Raw genomic sequence first — 15,514 nt, 5'->3', positions numbered from 1 at the left:
CAAACGAATTCACATCATTCTGTGAAGTGGAAAGATGTCGCACTCAGTAGGAACAGGCAAGACACAACAGAAATCATCGAAACCTTGTCGGATTGCGTCCAATGTTGCACAGTAAAAGCAACACCGCGATCGTTCACTCCCTATGTTTCACCGAATTCTCATTTGCACAGATTTGACAGACGGTCTTCAGCGCCTCGTGCGGTTCGTACCGCAGCTTGCACAGGGCGGAATACAACAAATTACCTTTCTGCACAGTGTGCCTATTGCGGCAGATCCGGGTATGCCAAAACCGGATGCAGCAAAAATTGAACGCGCACAGGCTCAACTTGCTCCTGCACTGGAGCACAATCTAACCGGGATTGACGTTCAAGTCGAAGTCGAAAGCGGGAAACCGATTGAGGTGATGCTGCGCGCAGTCAAAAAGCATCAATCAGATGTCATTTTGATGGGGACTCAAAGCCGCAATCTGCTCACAGAAAAGCTATTTGGCAGTACCACGGTAGAATTAGCTCAGCGATCTCCCATTCCCATCCTGGCAATTCGTCCGCAGTTGATCTCAGCCATGACTTCCGAAGAATTGAGCTTACGCTGTCAGCATCTGTTTCGAGAATTGCTCGTTCCATACGATGACAGCGATGCGTCCAAACATACGATCGCTGAAATTGCCAAACGCGCCAATGCTTCTCCTGCTTGTATGATTTGTCGTGTCCTTGAAAGTGGACACTATGAACTTTCAGCCGCAGAAGAACAGCAGATCTTGACTGAAACCTTAGAGCCTGCGAAAGCACAACTACAAGCAGCAGGACTACAAGCTGAAATTGAACTTCGTAAAGGGAATGCGCTGACTCAAATTCTACAAGCAGCCCAAGAAAACGATATTAGCGCGATCGCCTTGTCTTCTAATTTGAGCGATCATGCATTTGGCGCAATCCCAAGCTTTGCAGCTGAACTCCTGCGTCAAAGTATGCATCCAATCTTATTGTTTCCTGCTCCTTAAGGCAGCAGCGTTTTAATCTGCGAATCGCGGTTGGCTAACTCTGCAATGATTTTTGGCTTTGCTTTCTCAAATTCGGTTTTGAGCAACTCTTTACTCGTAGCAGCATTGCCAACCGATGCCCAAGTTTGACTCGCGAGCATCCATTCGAGCAACTGCGATCGCTGCATTGGTGTTGTCTGTAACGGCATCACGTAAGCACAGTGATGAGGATCTTCGATCGCAAAAAATAAGATGTAGTAGCTTTCTTTCTCGATCAGTAATCGCGTCAGTTTTTGCCCTTGCTCGGTCTTCAAATCCAGAAAACACTTGAGCCAGCGAGGATTGCCATCTTTATGCTGGAGTTGATTGTATAGCGCAGTGACCCACATGATGACTGGATGCGGGGATTGAATACACAAGAAGGTTTTGAAAAACTGATTGTAGAGCTTCCCAATTTGAATGTTCTCAATTTCTTGCTGCGATAACATCACCCAAAGCGTTGCAGAAGTCTCACGCTTGGTTTCGAGAATATGGGGAAAGACAATTTGCGCGATCGGTTTATTTTTAGGCCAAGTCGTTAACTGACAGGCTTCATCTGGCGAAAGACCGTTCGGATCTCTCGGCGGTGTCACAACAGGTCGCCGGAGCAGCGCTTCCCCGATGCGATGACTAATTTGACGAGTCGCATTGTAGCGTTGTTCTAACGGCTCCAACGCTTTGAGAATATCTTCGATCGTGTCAGGACGGTCTTGTGGTAATTTTGCCAGACAACTCATCACCAAAGACTCCAATATCTTTGGCACTTTCGCTGAAGGACTGATCGCTTCAAAAGGCTCTGGAGCTTGAAAATGATGCGTTTTATACCAACCGCCAAAAGAATGCGTATCTGCTTTGAGCGGCATTTTCCCAGTCAGCATCTCGTAGAGCAGCACACCCAAACTATAAATGTCCGATCGTGCATCCAGTTCGCGCCCTTCCATTTGCTCCGGGGAGGAATATGCCAACGTGCCCATATAAGAACTCGTTTGGCTAGCATCACTTTGCAACAGCTTCGAGATGCCAAAGTCTAAGATCTTAACGAGTTCCCCAAATCCTGGATCTTGAATGACGAGAATATTACTGGGCTTAATGTCGCGGTGAATAATCGGATACGTCGTGCCCTCGATCGTGATGCCTTGATGGGCGCATTGCAGCCCTGCGCAGATTTGGCGCGCTAGGCTTAAAAATCGCGGCAATGGTAAATTCTGCACCCCAATCACATCGCTCAGACTATTGCCTTCTAGATATTCCATCACATAGTAAGGCACTTCTTGATCGTCCACGCCATAGTCCATGACTCGAACAATGTGCATACTTTTTGTACTTAACAAGGCACAGGTTCGAGCTTCGCTGCGGAAGCGATCGCGCATTTTGCGAGTCAGTAACGTCTGTGAAAGAAACTTCACAGCAACAATGACCCCGCCGAGCAGGACATCTTCTGCTTTGTATACTTGCCCCATCGCACCACGACCGATCAGTTGGATCAGTTGGTAGCGATTTGAGAGCAGTTGTCCAATTCTAGGGTCAGCCATGCAGGGAAGGGGAATCGATGAACAAGATGCTTTCAGTATGGACAGCTTCGATTTTGTAATAACTTTATGAAGCTACAATCGTGTACTTAAGTATTTTGTTCTGCCTGCCGCTCTAGAGTCGCTTCCATGGTGCTGTTCAGGTGATGTCCGGTGAGTGTCGTGCTTGAGAAATAATAGCGATCGTCGTTCAATCGATACAGAGTTTCAAAACTACTGCGGCGCTGTTGGCGATCGCTTAACACCCAATGCCTTTGCACAAGCGACTCTGGAGCAACCAAGCCTTCGCCTTCAACCCGTCCGAGTTGGCTATGCTGAAGCACGAATGTATAACGGCGATCGCCTGCACTCAAGCGACCTCGATATTGCAACGTCACTTCATCACGATCGTGATAGGGGAAGGTGAGCTTCGTAATCATTGTGAACCAATCATCGCGGCTCCAGGCGATGAGAATTCTGCCTTTGACCGCGATCGGAAGTTCTTCGCGCTCCAGCCAGTTGCCTTGAAGCGTCCAACGTCCGGGTTGCATTAAAAACGTGTGGTTCACGGTAAGTTTTAGATCGGTGGCTCCACATGCTATCACGCCGCTTTCTATACTACGTGGTGAATTTCCCCTAGAAGAACAGATTTTGGTGCGCCTGTGACCTCCGGGAGATTACCAGGGATCTCGTGATATCGCCAATAGGCAAGCACAGCGAAGGCGATCGCTTCTTTAAAGTCGGCATTTAATCCCAGGTCGTCGGTCGTGCAAATGATGCTGTCAGGCAGTAAAAATTGCAGCCGCTGCTTTAAGTAAGTGTTGCGACTGCCTCCACCGCAGACGAGTACTCGATCGGGCAATTGCGGCAAAAATCTCTGATAGCTCTGGGCAATCGAGGCAGCGGTAAATTCGGTGAGGGTTGCTAGGATGTCGGCTTGAGTTAAGCCAGACGCGTCTGCAAGACACGCATCGAGATAAGCTGCACCAAAGTGTTCGCGCCCCGTAGATTTGGGCGGCGGTTGTTGGAAAAAGTCTTGTTGTAACCAGCGATCGACAAGTTCTAGATTTGGAGTGCCACGGGCAGCCCAAGCTCCATCGCGATCATACGTTTGCTCGGAAAATCGTTGAACTGCTAAATCGATCAACATGTTGCCAGCCCCCGTATCCCATCCTCGAATCGGCAGGTCAGCTTTGAGCGGCGGCAGATAAGTGACATTGCCAATGCCGCCAATGTTTTGCACACAGCGATGCTCGATTGGGTGTCTTAACAATGCAGCATCAATCGGCGGAACTAGCGGCGCGCCCTGACCCCCGATCGCGATATCTGCCGCCCGAAAGTTACTCACCGTCGCAATTTTGGTCTGATGGGCGATCACCTCCCCTCTGCCGATCTGCAAACTGTATCCGAGTTGAGCATTTGGCGGACGATGAAAGACCGTTTGACCATGTGAGCCAATCAGCACAGCCGGAGCTTGATTAGCTTGAATCTTCAGTGCGGCTTGGGCAAATTGGGTCGCGATCGCGTCATCGAGTTCGGCAAGTTCAGCCAGCGACAACGGCGCACCTCCGCAGACTGCGAGAATGAGATCGCGCAGGTCTGCTGGATAGGGATAGGTTGTGCCTGCGATTAACGTCGCTTGCAGATCCTCGGTCGAGCCAGAAATATCAACAAGTGCCGCATCAATTCCATCGACGGACGTACCACTCATTAGCCCAATAACGCGCATGAGATTTAGACCAAATTGCGATCGGTTAAGATTTCGTATCCGGTTTCTGTGACTAAAACCGTATGCTCGAATTGTGCAGACAGAGAACGATCTACCGTCACCGCTGTCCAGCGATCGGGCAGAATTCTCGTATTTTTGGAGCCTGCGTTGACAATTGGCTCGATCGCTAATGTCATGCCTGCTCTCAGCTTCACATTCGGCATTTGATAGGTTCTGAAATTGAACACCGACGGTTCTTCGTGCAGATTCCGCCCAACGCCGTGTCCCGTGAAGTCTTCCACGATTTTGAAGCCATTTTCTTCCACATAATCCTGGATTGCGCCCGCGAGTTCGAGCAAAAATGCCCCGGCGCGCACTTTTTCAATGCCTTTGTATAACGCCTGCTCAGCGACATGGATTAATTTAGCGGCATCTGGGGGAACGTCGCCAACGGCGATCGTAATGCAAGAATCGCCGTGAAATCCTTCAAAGAATGCGCCTGTATCGACTTTCAGCACATCTCCTTTGTGAATCACTTTCTTTTTATTGGGAATGCCGTGAACGACTTCGTGATTGATGCTAGAACAAATCGAAGCCGGGAACCCGTGATATCCCTTAAAGCTTGGAGTCGCCCCCATTTCGCGGATGCGTTTTTCTGCATGAGCATCTAAATCCCAAGTGGTCATTCCTGGCTGAACCATTTCTGAGATCTCTTTCAGCACGGTGGCAACGATGCGCCCAGATTGGCGCATGATTGCGATTTCTTCAGGAGATTTGAGTTCGATGCCCCGACGCTGTTTTTTCGAGGGTTGCGGAAGAAGATTGCTCAGAATGTTCATGTAAGGGCGCTTATTGAGAAATATCTGCTTTACTAACTTAGCTCAAACTACGGCAACCATCGCGGGTGCAGTCCAGCAAATGGTAATTCTTCTGGCTGCGTTTTAGCCGTTAGATCGTCTTTGAGCGGCAGGAGCCAGAGTCTACTATTGGCAACTGCTTGTCCGCCTTCAGCTTTGGCACGATCGTCTGCTTGCGTTTGATCAAAAATTAAGGCTTTGCCATCTGGCGATAAATCAACTGTAGTTTCGCGCTGATTCGGCAGTAAGACCAGCGGGCGTAAGGTCTGTTCCATCGGTTTGCCTTCTCGCGCTGCTTTCAAGTCGATCGCGGCTAAGAACGGTTGTTCTTGAAAGGTTGTGCCTGGAAGAAGATTGGTCAGCAAACAGTACAAAAATTGATTGTTCGCATCAAATTCGGCGCTGATAATCGATCCCGGAATTTTGAGAATTTCTTTTTGCACCCCTTGGGAAACGAGGAACATCGATCGCGTGTAGTCGGTGTTGAATTTCACCATAGCAGCAGCGCTTCCGTCCTGCGAAAAGCTGAGCACGGTTCCAAATTTGGGCAGAAAATCGAGCGGATTAGCTTGAGATTGTTCAGATTGGGGTTTGAGGGGCAAAATTGCCAATCCTTGTCCTTGAGCAACCGCGAGCGATCCTCCATCGGGTGTGATCAGAAAGTCGCCTCCAGTTTGGCGATTATCGATCGGTTGTGCAGGTTGCCCTTCTCGCAAAATCCACGCGCCTGCATCATTGGGATCACGACGGCTCAAGCGCTGAATGACAATCACACTGCCATCTCGCGAGAGATCGAATTTCAGGTTTTGATAGTCTCGATTGTCTAGAACCTCGGTGACTTGTCCGACTTGAGTGGGAGAAGCGGATGCAGTGGAGGTTGAGGCACTGCCTAACTGCACCGGATCATTGATGTGAATCCCCGTTGTCACGGTGTAGAGTTTCTGTTCGGCAAGAGATTGCGGTGGATTCGTGCGTTCGATCGCGCTAAATAGAATTTTGTCATTGCCGGGATAGGCTTTGAAATCCATCACGGTCAGGTTTTCCGGCGTGAGGACTTTTTTATCTTGCTGAGTCATGTTGTAGAGAATCAGCCGCCCAGTTTCATTGCCTTCTGCGCCGATAAACGCAAAACTGCGATCGCGGCTCTTAAAGGTCTCGCGAAAGGGTTGGAGAATGCCGTTGCTTGAGCCTTCTTTACTAAAGCGATCGCGGGCACTTTCGAGTGAGATTGTGAATTCGGCTCCGTAAGGCGCGGGTTGATCGAAGGTGTACGCCATGCGTCGTCCTGCCCAACTGACTTTGCCTTTTAATTCGGGCTGGATGCGGAGATTTTTCTCAACGCTGGCATGATCCATCGGGCGACTAAAGGTGAGCAGGAAGGCGCGATCGTCTGCCCCAATTTGTTTTCCCTGCCAATTAAAATCACGTACTCTGGGTGCACTGCGATCGCCGCTCAGCAGCAGAATTCCGATCAAAAAGGCAGTGGCGAGCATCAGTGCGATCGCGACTCGATCGAGCGGTTGGGGAAACTTGCGGAGCGATTCACGAGACGTTTGCATAGGAAAATAAGATTGAAGATCTCCGAGCGTTATCTGATTCTACGCTACGCAATCCGGCTCTTTAGATCTGCAAACACGATAGAGGATCAGGATTGAAAATCCTCGGGCGCAGTCAGGAAAATTTGACGATTGGATGACGCGATCGCAACAGGTGAGACGGGACTTTGGACTGTGCCTGTTCTCCCGACTTTTACGTAAGCCATAGACTTAAACATTCAAGACTATCAAGCCTATCGCCATAGCCTGTATTCTAAGCAAAGGCAAAAATCGATTTGCCTATTTTCTGCTCCCTCTTTATAAAGGTTGATCCCAATGATTGATGCACGAGACACTGCAATTGAATCCATCCGCGCTCGTGAGATTCTTGATTCTCGCGGTCGCCCGACGATCGAAGCTGAAGTTACCCTTGCCAATGGTGCCTATGGAATTGCACAAGTTCCAAGCGGTGCATCGACGGGAAGTTTTGAAGCGCATGAACTCCGTGACGATGATAAGAGTCGCTACGGTGGAAAAGGTGTGCTGAAAGCCGTTGAAAATGTTGAAAAAACGCTGGCTCCAAAATTGATTGGACTGGATGCGATTAATCAGGAATTGATCGATCGTACGATGATCGCGATCGATGGTTCTGCGAATAAGGCAAGTTTGGGCGCGAATGCGATCTTAGGCGTATCGTTGGCAACGGCGAAGGCTGGCGCAGATTCCTTGGGATTGCCGCTTTATCGGTATTTGGGCGGTCCGCTGTCGAATGTTTTGCCTGTGCCATTGATGAATGTGATTAATGGCGGCGCACATGCAGACAACAATGTGGATTTTCAGGAGTTCATGATTGTGCCAGTGGGAGCGGGAACGTTCCGAGAAGCGCTGAGATGGGGTGCAGAGGTTTTTGCTTCACTCAGCAAGGTGTTGCATGATAAAGGTTTGCTGACAGGCGTAGGCGATGAAGGCGGATTTGCGCCGAATTTAGAGTCGAATCAGGCGGCGCTTGATTTATTAATTCTGGCGATCGAGAAAGCGGGATACAAGCCGGGTGAACAAGTGGCGCTGGCACTGGATGTGGCGGCGAGTGAGTTCTATAAAAATGGGCAATACACCTACGATGGAACGGCTCATGCACCAACGGAAATGGTGGATTATTTAGCGCAATTGGTCAGCAGCTATCCGATCGTGTCGATCGAAGATGGTTTACACGAAGATGATTGGCAGCATTGGCAATTGCTGACGGAGAAGATCGGCAGCAAATGTCAGCTTGTAGGTGATGATTTGTTCGTGACGAATATCACGCGCTTGCAGAAAGGCATTGAGCAAAAAGCTGGCAACTCGATTCTGATTAAGCTGAATCAGATCGGATCGTTGACGGAAACGTTGCAAGCGATCGATTTAGGCGCAAGAAATGGATTCCGCTCGATTATCAGCCATCGCTCCGGTGAGACGGAAGATACGACGATCGCAGATTTGGCAGTCGCAACCCGTGCGGGACAAATTAAAACCGGATCGCTCTGTCGCAGTGAGCGGGTGGCGAAATACAATCGCTTGCTGAGAATTGAGGATGAATTGGGTGATCGTGCGGTGTATGCCGGAACGATTGGTATGGCTCCGAGTTATCAGTAGTAACCCGGCATCAGTCAATCTGATAGGGGAATAGAGGGATAGGGAGCAATCTGAGTCTAGGTTCTCCCCACTCCCCACTCCCCACTTCGCAAGCCAAACCGCAGCCAATTCGGCTCATTTGCCAATGCAGAATCGGCTAAAAATTCGATCGAGCACTGACTCTGTGACATCTTCGCCTAAAATTTCGCCCAAGGCTTGAATGGCGCTGCGTAAATCGATCGTCCAAAAATCTAAGGGCAATTGATTCGCGATCGTCACTTGTACTTGTTGCAATGCTAGTTTGGCGCGAGTCAGTGCTGCGGCTTGACGTTGATTAATTGCCAAATCCATATTTGCGGCTTGAATTTGTCCCGATTGAACGGTTTCTAAAATCGCAGTTTCGAGCGCATCAATGCCTTGGTTTTGAGCTGCAGCCGTTTTCACAATTTGTAGAGCTGAAGGTAAATCTGAAGTTGGTTCAGCCAGATCGATTTTGTTAATGACAAGAATCAAAGGTCGATCGCGGACTCGATCGTAAATTTCGCGATCGAGTTCGGTAAATCCGGCTTGAGCATCGATCGTGAACAGAACCAAATCGGCAGATTCAGCGGCTAAACGCGATCGCTCAACGCCAATTTTTTCGACTTGATCCTCAGTCTCACGAATCCCTGCCGTATCTAAAACTTGAATCGGAATTCCACCCACAACCAATTGAGATTCGACAACATCGCGCGTTGTGCCAGGAAGATCCGTGACAATTGCGCGATCGCAGCGACTCCAAGCATTGAGTAAGCTCGATTTTCCAACATTCGGACGACCGACGATCGCAACTTTCAGCCCCGTTCTCAGCAGTTCTCCACGATCGGCCGTCTCTAAGATGCGAGTGACATCGGCTAAGACTTGATCAAACTGCGATCGAATCAGATCTTCATCCAAGGGTGGCAAATCATCCTCAAAATCGATCCGCGCTTCCACTTCTGCCAAAATATCGAGACAAGTAGCGCGCAGGTGGCGAATGGGATGGGCGAGTTTGCCTTGTAATCCAGCGAGTGCCGTTTGTGCGGCTTGTGGCGATCGTGCTCCGACTAGGTCTGAAATACTTTCCGCTTGAGTCAGATCAATGCGTCCATTCAAAAACGCTCTGAGTGTAAATTCTCCAGGTTGCGCCAGTCTCGCGCCTTGCTCGATGCAGAGTTGCAGAACTTGCTGGACTGCCATAATTCCACCGTGACAGTGCAATTCGACCACATCTTCGCGCGTGTACGATCGCGGAGCAAGCATCAGTAAAAGTAAAGCTTCATCAATCAAGCGATCGGTTTCAGGATGACGAATCAAGCCATATAAAATTCGATGACTTTCCCAAGCTTGCTGACCCGGTGCATGGAAGAGTTTTTTTGCGATCGCAACTGATTCTGATCCAGATAATCTGACAATGCCGACGCTGCCTTGTTCTGGAACAATTGCAGTCGCGATCGCCGCAATGGTGTCACTCATCCCACTCTCCAATTTGGATTAATTAAGCTTGTGCGAATATGATCTTCCCATTTGCCATTGATTAACAGGTAATCTCTGGAATATCCTTCGATCGTAAAACCTAATCGTCTTAAAACGCCTGCACTGCGGCGATTGTGGGGCATATAGTTGGCAGTAATTCGGTGCATATTCAAGTCATTAAAAACATAGCGAATCGCTGTTTCTAATGCCTCACTCATATAGCCATTGCGTTGTTCATTCTCAGCGAGGCTATAGCCCAAACTACACGAATAGCTAATGCCTTGAGTGATGTTCGTGAAATTGACAGCACCAATAACCTTTTTAGGATCATCTTTCTTAAACAGAAAGAGCCTGAGCGATCGATCATAGCCAAATTCGATCAGGCTTTTTTCGATCTGCTGTGCCCAAAAATCACGCGTGTAGAAATTTTTAGGACGAAAGGGTTCAAATGGCTCTAGAAAATCTCGATTCTCCGTATAGTAATTGACGATCGCAGTTGTGTCATTCTGCTGAAGCATCCGAACAATTAAGCGGGACGTTAAAAGAACTGGTGTTTGCAGCATAGACTTTCAATGGCGAATTCGAGTGAGTAAATCATAAAACGGTTGCCAGTTGTCGTCATCTGCAATCGGATTCCAAACCGCTTCAATTTCCGATCGAACTAAACCAAAGTCAGGATTGTAAGCTTTCAACCGCGCCGGAACTGCTTCAAGCTCAGGATGGCTCAAGGTATTTAAAGCCTGGCAATAACTCTGTCGCCAGTTTTCAAATAGGGTTGCTAACTCGGTGTTAGAAGTCTCACGTTGAGAGAAAATATTGCCTGCATCCTCGCTCCAACTGCGATCGAACTGTTGCGTAATCTGAGCAAAAAAATCGTGATAGTCGATTTGAGACGCTTGCAGAAATTGCACGGTTCGATAGACTAAATTCGCTGCGATCGATTGCTCTAGCTGATCAAATCCCAATCGATACAGCATTCTCTGCCGATAAGATGACTCATAGCGATCGACAAATTTAGACAAGCCAGATTTGAGATCTTCAGCCGAAATGACTCGCTTTAATGGAGCTTGCAGCATTTCCAAATTCCAGTAGCAAATTTCAGGCTGATTGGCATAGGCATAGCGCCCATAGTAATCAAAATAAGCCGCAGTAAATCCAGGCTGATACGCTGGAATGAAAGCATAAGGCCCGTAATCAAAGCTTTCTCCAGTAATCGACATATTATCCGTATTCAAAACGGCGTGACAGAAGCCTGCTGCCATCCATTGCGCGACTAGGTCAGCAACTTTTTCAACTAATTCTGCATAAAACAAAGCATAGCGATCGCGCTCATTGATCAAATGCGGATAGTAAATTTCAATCACATGATCAAGCAGAATCGCGATCAAATCTTTGCGGTTCAGTGCATCCAGGCGTTCAAATGTTCCGAAGCGAATATGCGATCGACTAAAGCGAATCATCACCGACGATCGAGTGGGCGAAGGTTCATCGCCTCGCCAAAGCCCTTCTCCCGTTTCAATCAAGCTCAAACAGCGCGAAGTTCTCACCTTCAATCGATGCAGCATTTCTGCTGCTAAAACTTCTCGCACGCCACCCTTGAGCGTCAATCGACCATCACCCCCACGCGAATAAGGCGTTGTCCCAGAGCCTTTTGTGCCAAAGTCATACAATTCACCATCATTTGCACGAACTTGCCCATAGAGAAAGCCGCGCCCATCGCCCAAGGCTGGATTATAAGTTCCAAACTGATACCCGTGATAGCGCATCGCCAGGAGGGGATCGCGCCCCTGAAATTTGCCAAACGCTTCGATGAAATGCTCATCCGTTACGGCATCTAAGCCCAACTGTGCCAAGATATCGTCGTTGCGAAATCTCAGAATATGTTGCGGAAAAGACGCGGCGGAAACGCGATCGGAAAAATCATCTCCTAAGCGCTCAAACGCAGGCTCGTAGTCGAGTGCTAAGAGTGGGTTCACAAATTCGGTCATCAACTTGGATCGGTGAGGTTTCTATCATCCTAGCGGGAAACTGAGATCCCTAGAACGACTTCCCGCCTTGCATAGATTTTTTGAATTAGTAAGGTGAAATTGCACCATTACATCAATGTCGCTGTCGGGGCGAAAGTCATCGCGCAGGATAGAGCCAAATAGAGCGAATTCTGTCACTTGCCATTTGTGACAAAACTCAGCAATGTTCTCCATTGGTAATTCGATCGCTGCAATGCTCATGTCAGATTTACTCCCTTTGTCGCGATTCATTCTGCCCAGTTTTGCAGAGATAGATTGGCAATGCGTGAAAACTCTCGCACATTGTTGCTGACTAACGTAACGCTAAGGCTCAATGCGTGGGCAGCAATCAGCATGTCCATTGCTCCGATAACCAGTCCTCTACTTTCTAGATCGCTTCTGATTGCGCCATAGAGGGTCGCAGCCGCTTGATCAAACGCAACGATTTCTAGCAGGATTAAAAATTGCATCAAAGCATTACGGTTTTTCTCTTGTTGCTGGCTTTTGCAAACGCCATATTCTAGTTCCGCCACAGTGATAGAGGATATGCCGATATCTGACAAAGCAAGATTTGAAAATCGCTCCAATACCTTTGGAGGTCTTTGCTTAATCAAATAGATGCAGATGTTCGTGTCCAACAGATATTGCATTTAGAAAGCCTCACGAACGTCGAGAGGGGGCTGCTCTCTCGTGGTCATGAAGTCTTCAGAGAATTGCTCTAAGCTATCGAAGAGCGATTGCCAAGGATGATCTTTGGCAATTAGAACGATCGCACTTCCAACTTTTTTAATGTAGACCTCCGTACCCGTCATTTTGCAGTCTTCGGGGAGTATGACAATTTGATGGGTGCCATCGGTGCTAAGTTTGGCAATATTCATGGTGCAGATCCTCTAGGTGTATTTGATGTTCAAGGCTTCTAACTGCTCATTCATCCAAATTATTGCTGTCGCTTCATCGGTTGCGATCGCTTGTTTTACTCCTGTTTTAGCAATTTCTAGTAGTTGTTTCGATCTCGATCGCCATTGCCCTCACCAACAACATTCTAGGCGCTATTTTTGGCAGGGAAAGTAGGAAGCTCCATATTCAGCATCATAGGCTAATAGACAAAGCGCAACGAAGCATAAGCGTGCAATCCGGTCGGTGCACATGATGGCAGGTGTTGGGTTCATAAGCGCGGTGGAATAGGAGGACGACGGCTCCGAATCCGCCGGGTCAGTCGGATGAGTCCGAAACCCATAATTCCACCCCACAATGGAGCGCCGATGTAAGGGGGGAACCACACGCCCGGTATTGTCAGCACATGGGCTACTGCATACCACCACGGCTTTGGTGCACCGCGCCAGCCCCAAGTAGCCATAATAAACGCAAAGCAAAACAAAGTGTATGCAAGCGCGCAGAGTGGGACAAACACCCAGTAAGACCACCACGACGATCGTGGTAAGGGAGTCTGGATTTCTGAAGGTTCACGTTTGGGCATGGTTTTGGTTGATGTTCTAAGTAGAGGGTGCAGTTGGCAAGTGGGAAATGATTGCACGGATGACAGCAAGCGATAAAGCTAGTTTTGTCGATCGAGAAAAATTTCTGGCAAGATTCATCGATACCTTGTGGCAATGAAAGAAGCTCAGTTGTGAATAGAAGCAAGTTTGATTTAGGTCGCTTTGTATAGGTTTAAGTTTCGAGTCTAGAGAGGTTATGCAATCTCATTCTTGAAGCGTGCTTTTGCGATCGCTGTTGATGTCTTATGACCTGATGCAATTTGTTTGGCAAGCTCGATGATTTTGAGATGTTGCCAATGAACATCTCCAGTAGCCCCCAAGTATTATTCCGCATCAACTCTAAATCATTGCTGCAAGTCAATTCTCAGCAACGAACCGATTACTTCAAAGTATTGCCATTTGCCACGATGCAAGCTTGAGCAAATTTAGAACTAAACCATCGCAATAACGCTACCACCAACGATTTGCCAGCCACTTTTACCTCGATGCCAAGCTCTCATATAGCGGTAATCACCTGCAAAGGCATTTCCTAAATACGTGCCGCTCAAGAAAATTTTAGCTGACGCAAGAACGAAATGTTCGCTGCAAACTCGTATTGCTAGCTCTTTAGGGACAAGTTCGTGAAACTGAGTACCACCAGTACGGTGCAAGTCTAAATCCATAGCTTTAGTGACCAGTTCACCAGTTGGTCCAGCGAAAAGTAGATCATCAGCGATGAGCAGATCTAACTCAGATACGTTGGAAGCTAACATTGCGGTGTAAAGCCGCGCTTCACACTCACGAATTTGGGTTTCAATTTCTGAATCCATCTTTCCCACTACAGTTTTACCTACACTGAACTATTCCTTATTATCGATCGCCCTAATCTTCATGTCAGTTCTACCCCAAGGCTTCTGCTTGCTCCAGGTTGTTGCTGTCGCTTCATCGGTTTCGATCGCTCGTTCTACTCCTGTTTTAGCAATTTCTAGCAGTTATTTCGATCGCTCTGAGCGGCGACGTAAAGAACTAAAACATAGACGAAAAGACTCTGCACGTCTGCTCTAACTAGAACAGTATGCCGTTTTTACGATCGACTTTTCGTACATCGTTTAGTGCAAAGCGCAACTGCGGAGCAACCGACTTCAGCTTTGTGCGGAGCCATTAAGTTGTTGCTGAAGTTGTTGGACTTCTTCGATCGAAAGTCCGGTTCCGCGAGCAACGGCTTCGACTGATAACCCATCTCGAAGAAAGTTGAGTGCGATCGAACGTTTTGCCTTCGCTTCTGTTTCTTCTTGAATTGAGCGGTAAATGACAGATTCTTGCATAATGTCTCTCCGTACTAAGCTGTAAATTACATCCTGTTCTAATCTTAACCCAGCTAAAATTGCCGAGGCTGCCATCAGGTTCGCCTGTGTTGCAGTATCTTCAATTTGATCCACAATTTCAGTCGCTTGGCGTAATGTCTCTGCGGGAGTTTCGGTTTGTCCTAATACTGCAAACGGTAGCAGACCAGGATATTGCAGAAAGATTGAAGTGGGTTGCTCCCATAGCCGAATTACGTCAAATTCGTGGCGAGTGCATTCCATCACATAAGCTGTTTCGTAAACGAGCGGAGAAGTCGTTGGCTTCAGGTAAATCACCACTTGGCGCATCGTTTTATTTTTGTAGCGCCGTTTCCCTCGAACTCGGTAATCTAGCATCCGAAATGGAATTCCTTCTTTTGGTAACGTTTGGAACTCGATGTGAAGAATTGAGTCTTCGGATTGGAGCAGAATCATAGCATCAGCTCGAATCGGGTCGAGGGAGAGTTCTGAAGGTTTAAGCTCTGCCATTTCGACAGATTCTCCCAGAAGCCAACTGGCGAAGTCGGTGGAGAAGTGTTCGGCGAGGAATCGGCAGGTATCGTCGTACATGAGAAATAGTAAAATTGTACGCCCTGCGTGAGCAATTTGATTCTGTGAAGATCTGATTTTTTCGATAGCCAAGCCAATTGTTACAGCAAGAGCGACGTGACAAACGATCGCACTGAATAGAAACTCGCTTCTCGTCAAGAATTAGTGAGAAGCTATAGGCATTTTAGTGAATTAGCCTGCCACGGGCATCAAAACGCTGCTCAAACGGGGCATTGGACTCAAGGCATTGCTGTAAAAAATCACTAATATCCTGTGAAAAATTGTAATCAGCTTTGTATGGAAGCAAGTTGTTTGTGCTGCCAAACAGGAGGGTTTTTCGATCGCGATCACTTTTGGTGAGAGGCTTCATACGTCATAAGAGTTCATGGGCTTCAACTGAAACTGACCGATAG

The 15,514-nt window shown here is 47.9% G+C and carries 17 protein-coding genes; 3 read left to right on the top strand and 14 right to left on the bottom strand.

Going from position 1 to position 15,514, the window contains the following annotated elements:
* Positions 1 to 142: 142 nt before the first annotated feature.
* Positions 143 to 997 carry a universal stress protein gene (locus J0L70_RS17530; RefSeq protein ID WP_017286982.1) on the top strand — a complete coding sequence of 285 codons (855 nt, stop codon included), beginning with the start codon at positions 143 to 145 and terminating at the stop codon, positions 995 to 997.
* Here J0L70_RS17530 and J0L70_RS17525 read toward each other — a convergent pair.
* The 5 genes from J0L70_RS17525 to J0L70_RS17505 all read right to left on the bottom strand — a co-directional run bounded on the left by J0L70_RS17525 (position 994) and on the right by J0L70_RS17505 (position 6,647).
* Positions 994 to 2,547 carry a serine/threonine protein kinase gene (locus J0L70_RS17525; RefSeq protein ID WP_017286983.1) on the bottom strand — a complete coding sequence of 518 codons (1,554 nt, stop codon included), beginning with the start codon at positions 2,545 to 2,547 and terminating at the stop codon, positions 994 to 996. The two genes, J0L70_RS17530 and J0L70_RS17525, sit on opposite strands and share 4 nt — an antisense overlap.
* 86 nt (positions 2,548 to 2,633) lie before the next feature.
* Positions 2,634 to 3,092 (bottom strand): hypothetical protein, encoded by a 459-nt coding sequence (locus J0L70_RS17520; protein WP_071596146.1) that lies wholly within the window; start codon positions 3,090 to 3,092, stop codon positions 2,634 to 2,636.
* A gap of 44 nt (positions 3,093 to 3,136) precedes the next feature.
* On the bottom strand, positions 3,137 to 4,252 hold the full coding sequence (locus J0L70_RS17515) for an anhydro-N-acetylmuramic acid kinase (protein WP_287455377.1): 1,116 nt from the start codon (positions 4,250 to 4,252) through the stop codon (positions 3,137 to 3,139).
* A 5-nt stretch (positions 4,253 to 4,257) separates the two neighbouring features.
* Positions 4,258 to 5,070, bottom strand: a complete 813-nt coding sequence (gene map / locus J0L70_RS17510) for a type I methionyl aminopeptidase (RefSeq protein WP_017286986.1) — start codon at positions 5,068 to 5,070, stop codon at positions 4,258 to 4,260.
* Positions 5,071 to 5,117: 47 nt separating this feature from the next.
* The gene (locus tag J0L70_RS17505; protein ID WP_287455376.1) at positions 5,118 to 6,647 is read right to left on the bottom strand and encodes a hypothetical protein; all 1,530 of its coding nucleotides are present in this window, start codon (positions 6,645 to 6,647) and stop codon (positions 5,118 to 5,120) included.
* A gap of 312 nt (positions 6,648 to 6,959) precedes the next feature.
* Here J0L70_RS17505 and eno point away from each other — a divergent pair, with 312 nt between their 5' ends.
* A complete protein-coding gene (gene eno, locus J0L70_RS17500) occupies positions 6,960 to 8,255 on the top strand; it encodes a phosphopyruvate hydratase (protein ID WP_017286988.1) in 1,296 nt (431 codons plus the stop codon).
* 114 nt (positions 8,256 to 8,369) lie between these two features.
* Here eno and mnmE read toward each other — a convergent pair whose 3' ends face one another.
* From mnmE to J0L70_RS17460, 8 genes are all read right to left on the bottom strand, one after another.
* Positions 8,370 to 9,728: a tRNA uridine-5-carboxymethylaminomethyl(34) synthesis GTPase MnmE gene (gene mnmE, locus J0L70_RS17495; protein WP_287455375.1), complete on the bottom strand. Its 1,359-nt coding sequence runs from the start codon at positions 9,726 to 9,728 to the stop codon at positions 8,370 to 8,372.
* On the bottom strand, positions 9,725 to 10,291 hold the full coding sequence (locus J0L70_RS17490; protein ID WP_017286990.1) for a GNAT family N-acetyltransferase: 567 nt from the start codon (positions 10,289 to 10,291) through the stop codon (positions 9,725 to 9,727). The genes mnmE and J0L70_RS17490 overlap by 4 nt, the downstream gene beginning before the upstream one ends.
* A gap of 6 nt (positions 10,292 to 10,297) precedes the next feature.
* Complete coding sequence (locus J0L70_RS17485) at positions 10,298 to 11,716, bottom strand: protein adenylyltransferase SelO (protein WP_287455374.1); 1,419 nt, start codon at positions 11,714 to 11,716, stop codon at positions 10,298 to 10,300.
* Positions 11,717 to 11,740: 24 nt separating this feature from the next.
* The gene (locus tag J0L70_RS17480) at positions 11,741 to 11,986 is read right to left on the bottom strand and encodes a nucleotidyltransferase family protein (protein ID WP_268241894.1); all 246 of its coding nucleotides are present in this window, start codon (positions 11,984 to 11,986) and stop codon (positions 11,741 to 11,743) included.
* A complete protein-coding gene (gene vapC / locus J0L70_RS17475) occupies positions 11,983 to 12,384 on the bottom strand; it encodes a type II toxin-antitoxin system tRNA(fMet)-specific endonuclease VapC (protein WP_287455373.1) in 402 nt (133 codons plus the stop codon). The genes J0L70_RS17480 and vapC overlap by 4 nt, the downstream gene beginning before the upstream one ends.
* Positions 12,385 to 12,612, bottom strand: coding sequence for an antitoxin (locus J0L70_RS17470; protein WP_017286994.1), 228 nt, complete (start codon positions 12,610 to 12,612; stop codon positions 12,385 to 12,387). It abuts the gene before it with no gap.
* Between the two features lie 287 nt (positions 12,613 to 12,899).
* Positions 12,900 to 13,211, bottom strand: coding sequence for a hypothetical protein (locus J0L70_RS17465; protein WP_287455372.1), 312 nt, complete (start codon positions 13,209 to 13,211; stop codon positions 12,900 to 12,902).
* A 450-nt stretch (positions 13,212 to 13,661) separates the two neighbouring features.
* On the bottom strand, positions 13,662 to 14,039 hold the full coding sequence (locus J0L70_RS17460; protein WP_287455371.1) for a nuclear transport factor 2 family protein: 378 nt from the start codon (positions 14,037 to 14,039) through the stop codon (positions 13,662 to 13,664).
* 61 nt (positions 14,040 to 14,100) lie between these two features.
* On the opposite strand from J0L70_RS17460, the gene J0L70_RS17455 reads away from it, so the two are divergent.
* The gene (locus J0L70_RS17455; RefSeq protein WP_287455370.1) at positions 14,101 to 14,274 is read left to right on the top strand and encodes a hypothetical protein; all 174 of its coding nucleotides are present in this window, start codon (positions 14,101 to 14,103) and stop codon (positions 14,272 to 14,274) included.
* Positions 14,275 to 14,351: 77 nt separating this feature from the next.
* Here J0L70_RS17455 and J0L70_RS17450 read toward each other — a convergent pair whose 3' ends face one another.
* Positions 14,352 to 15,122: an Rpn family recombination-promoting nuclease/putative transposase gene (locus J0L70_RS17450; RefSeq protein WP_287455369.1), complete on the bottom strand. Its 771-nt coding sequence runs from the start codon at positions 15,120 to 15,122 to the stop codon at positions 14,352 to 14,354.
* Positions 15,123 to 15,514 lie beyond the last annotated feature (392 nt).

Origin of the sequence: Leptolyngbya sp. UWPOB_LEPTO1, from assembly GCF_017302695.1 — a bacterium.
GTDB classification, from domain to species: Bacteria; Cyanobacteriota; Cyanobacteriia; order Leptolyngbyales; family Leptolyngbyaceae; genus Leptolyngbya; species Leptolyngbya boryana.
This window is presented reverse-complemented; position numbering and strand designations above follow the sequence as displayed.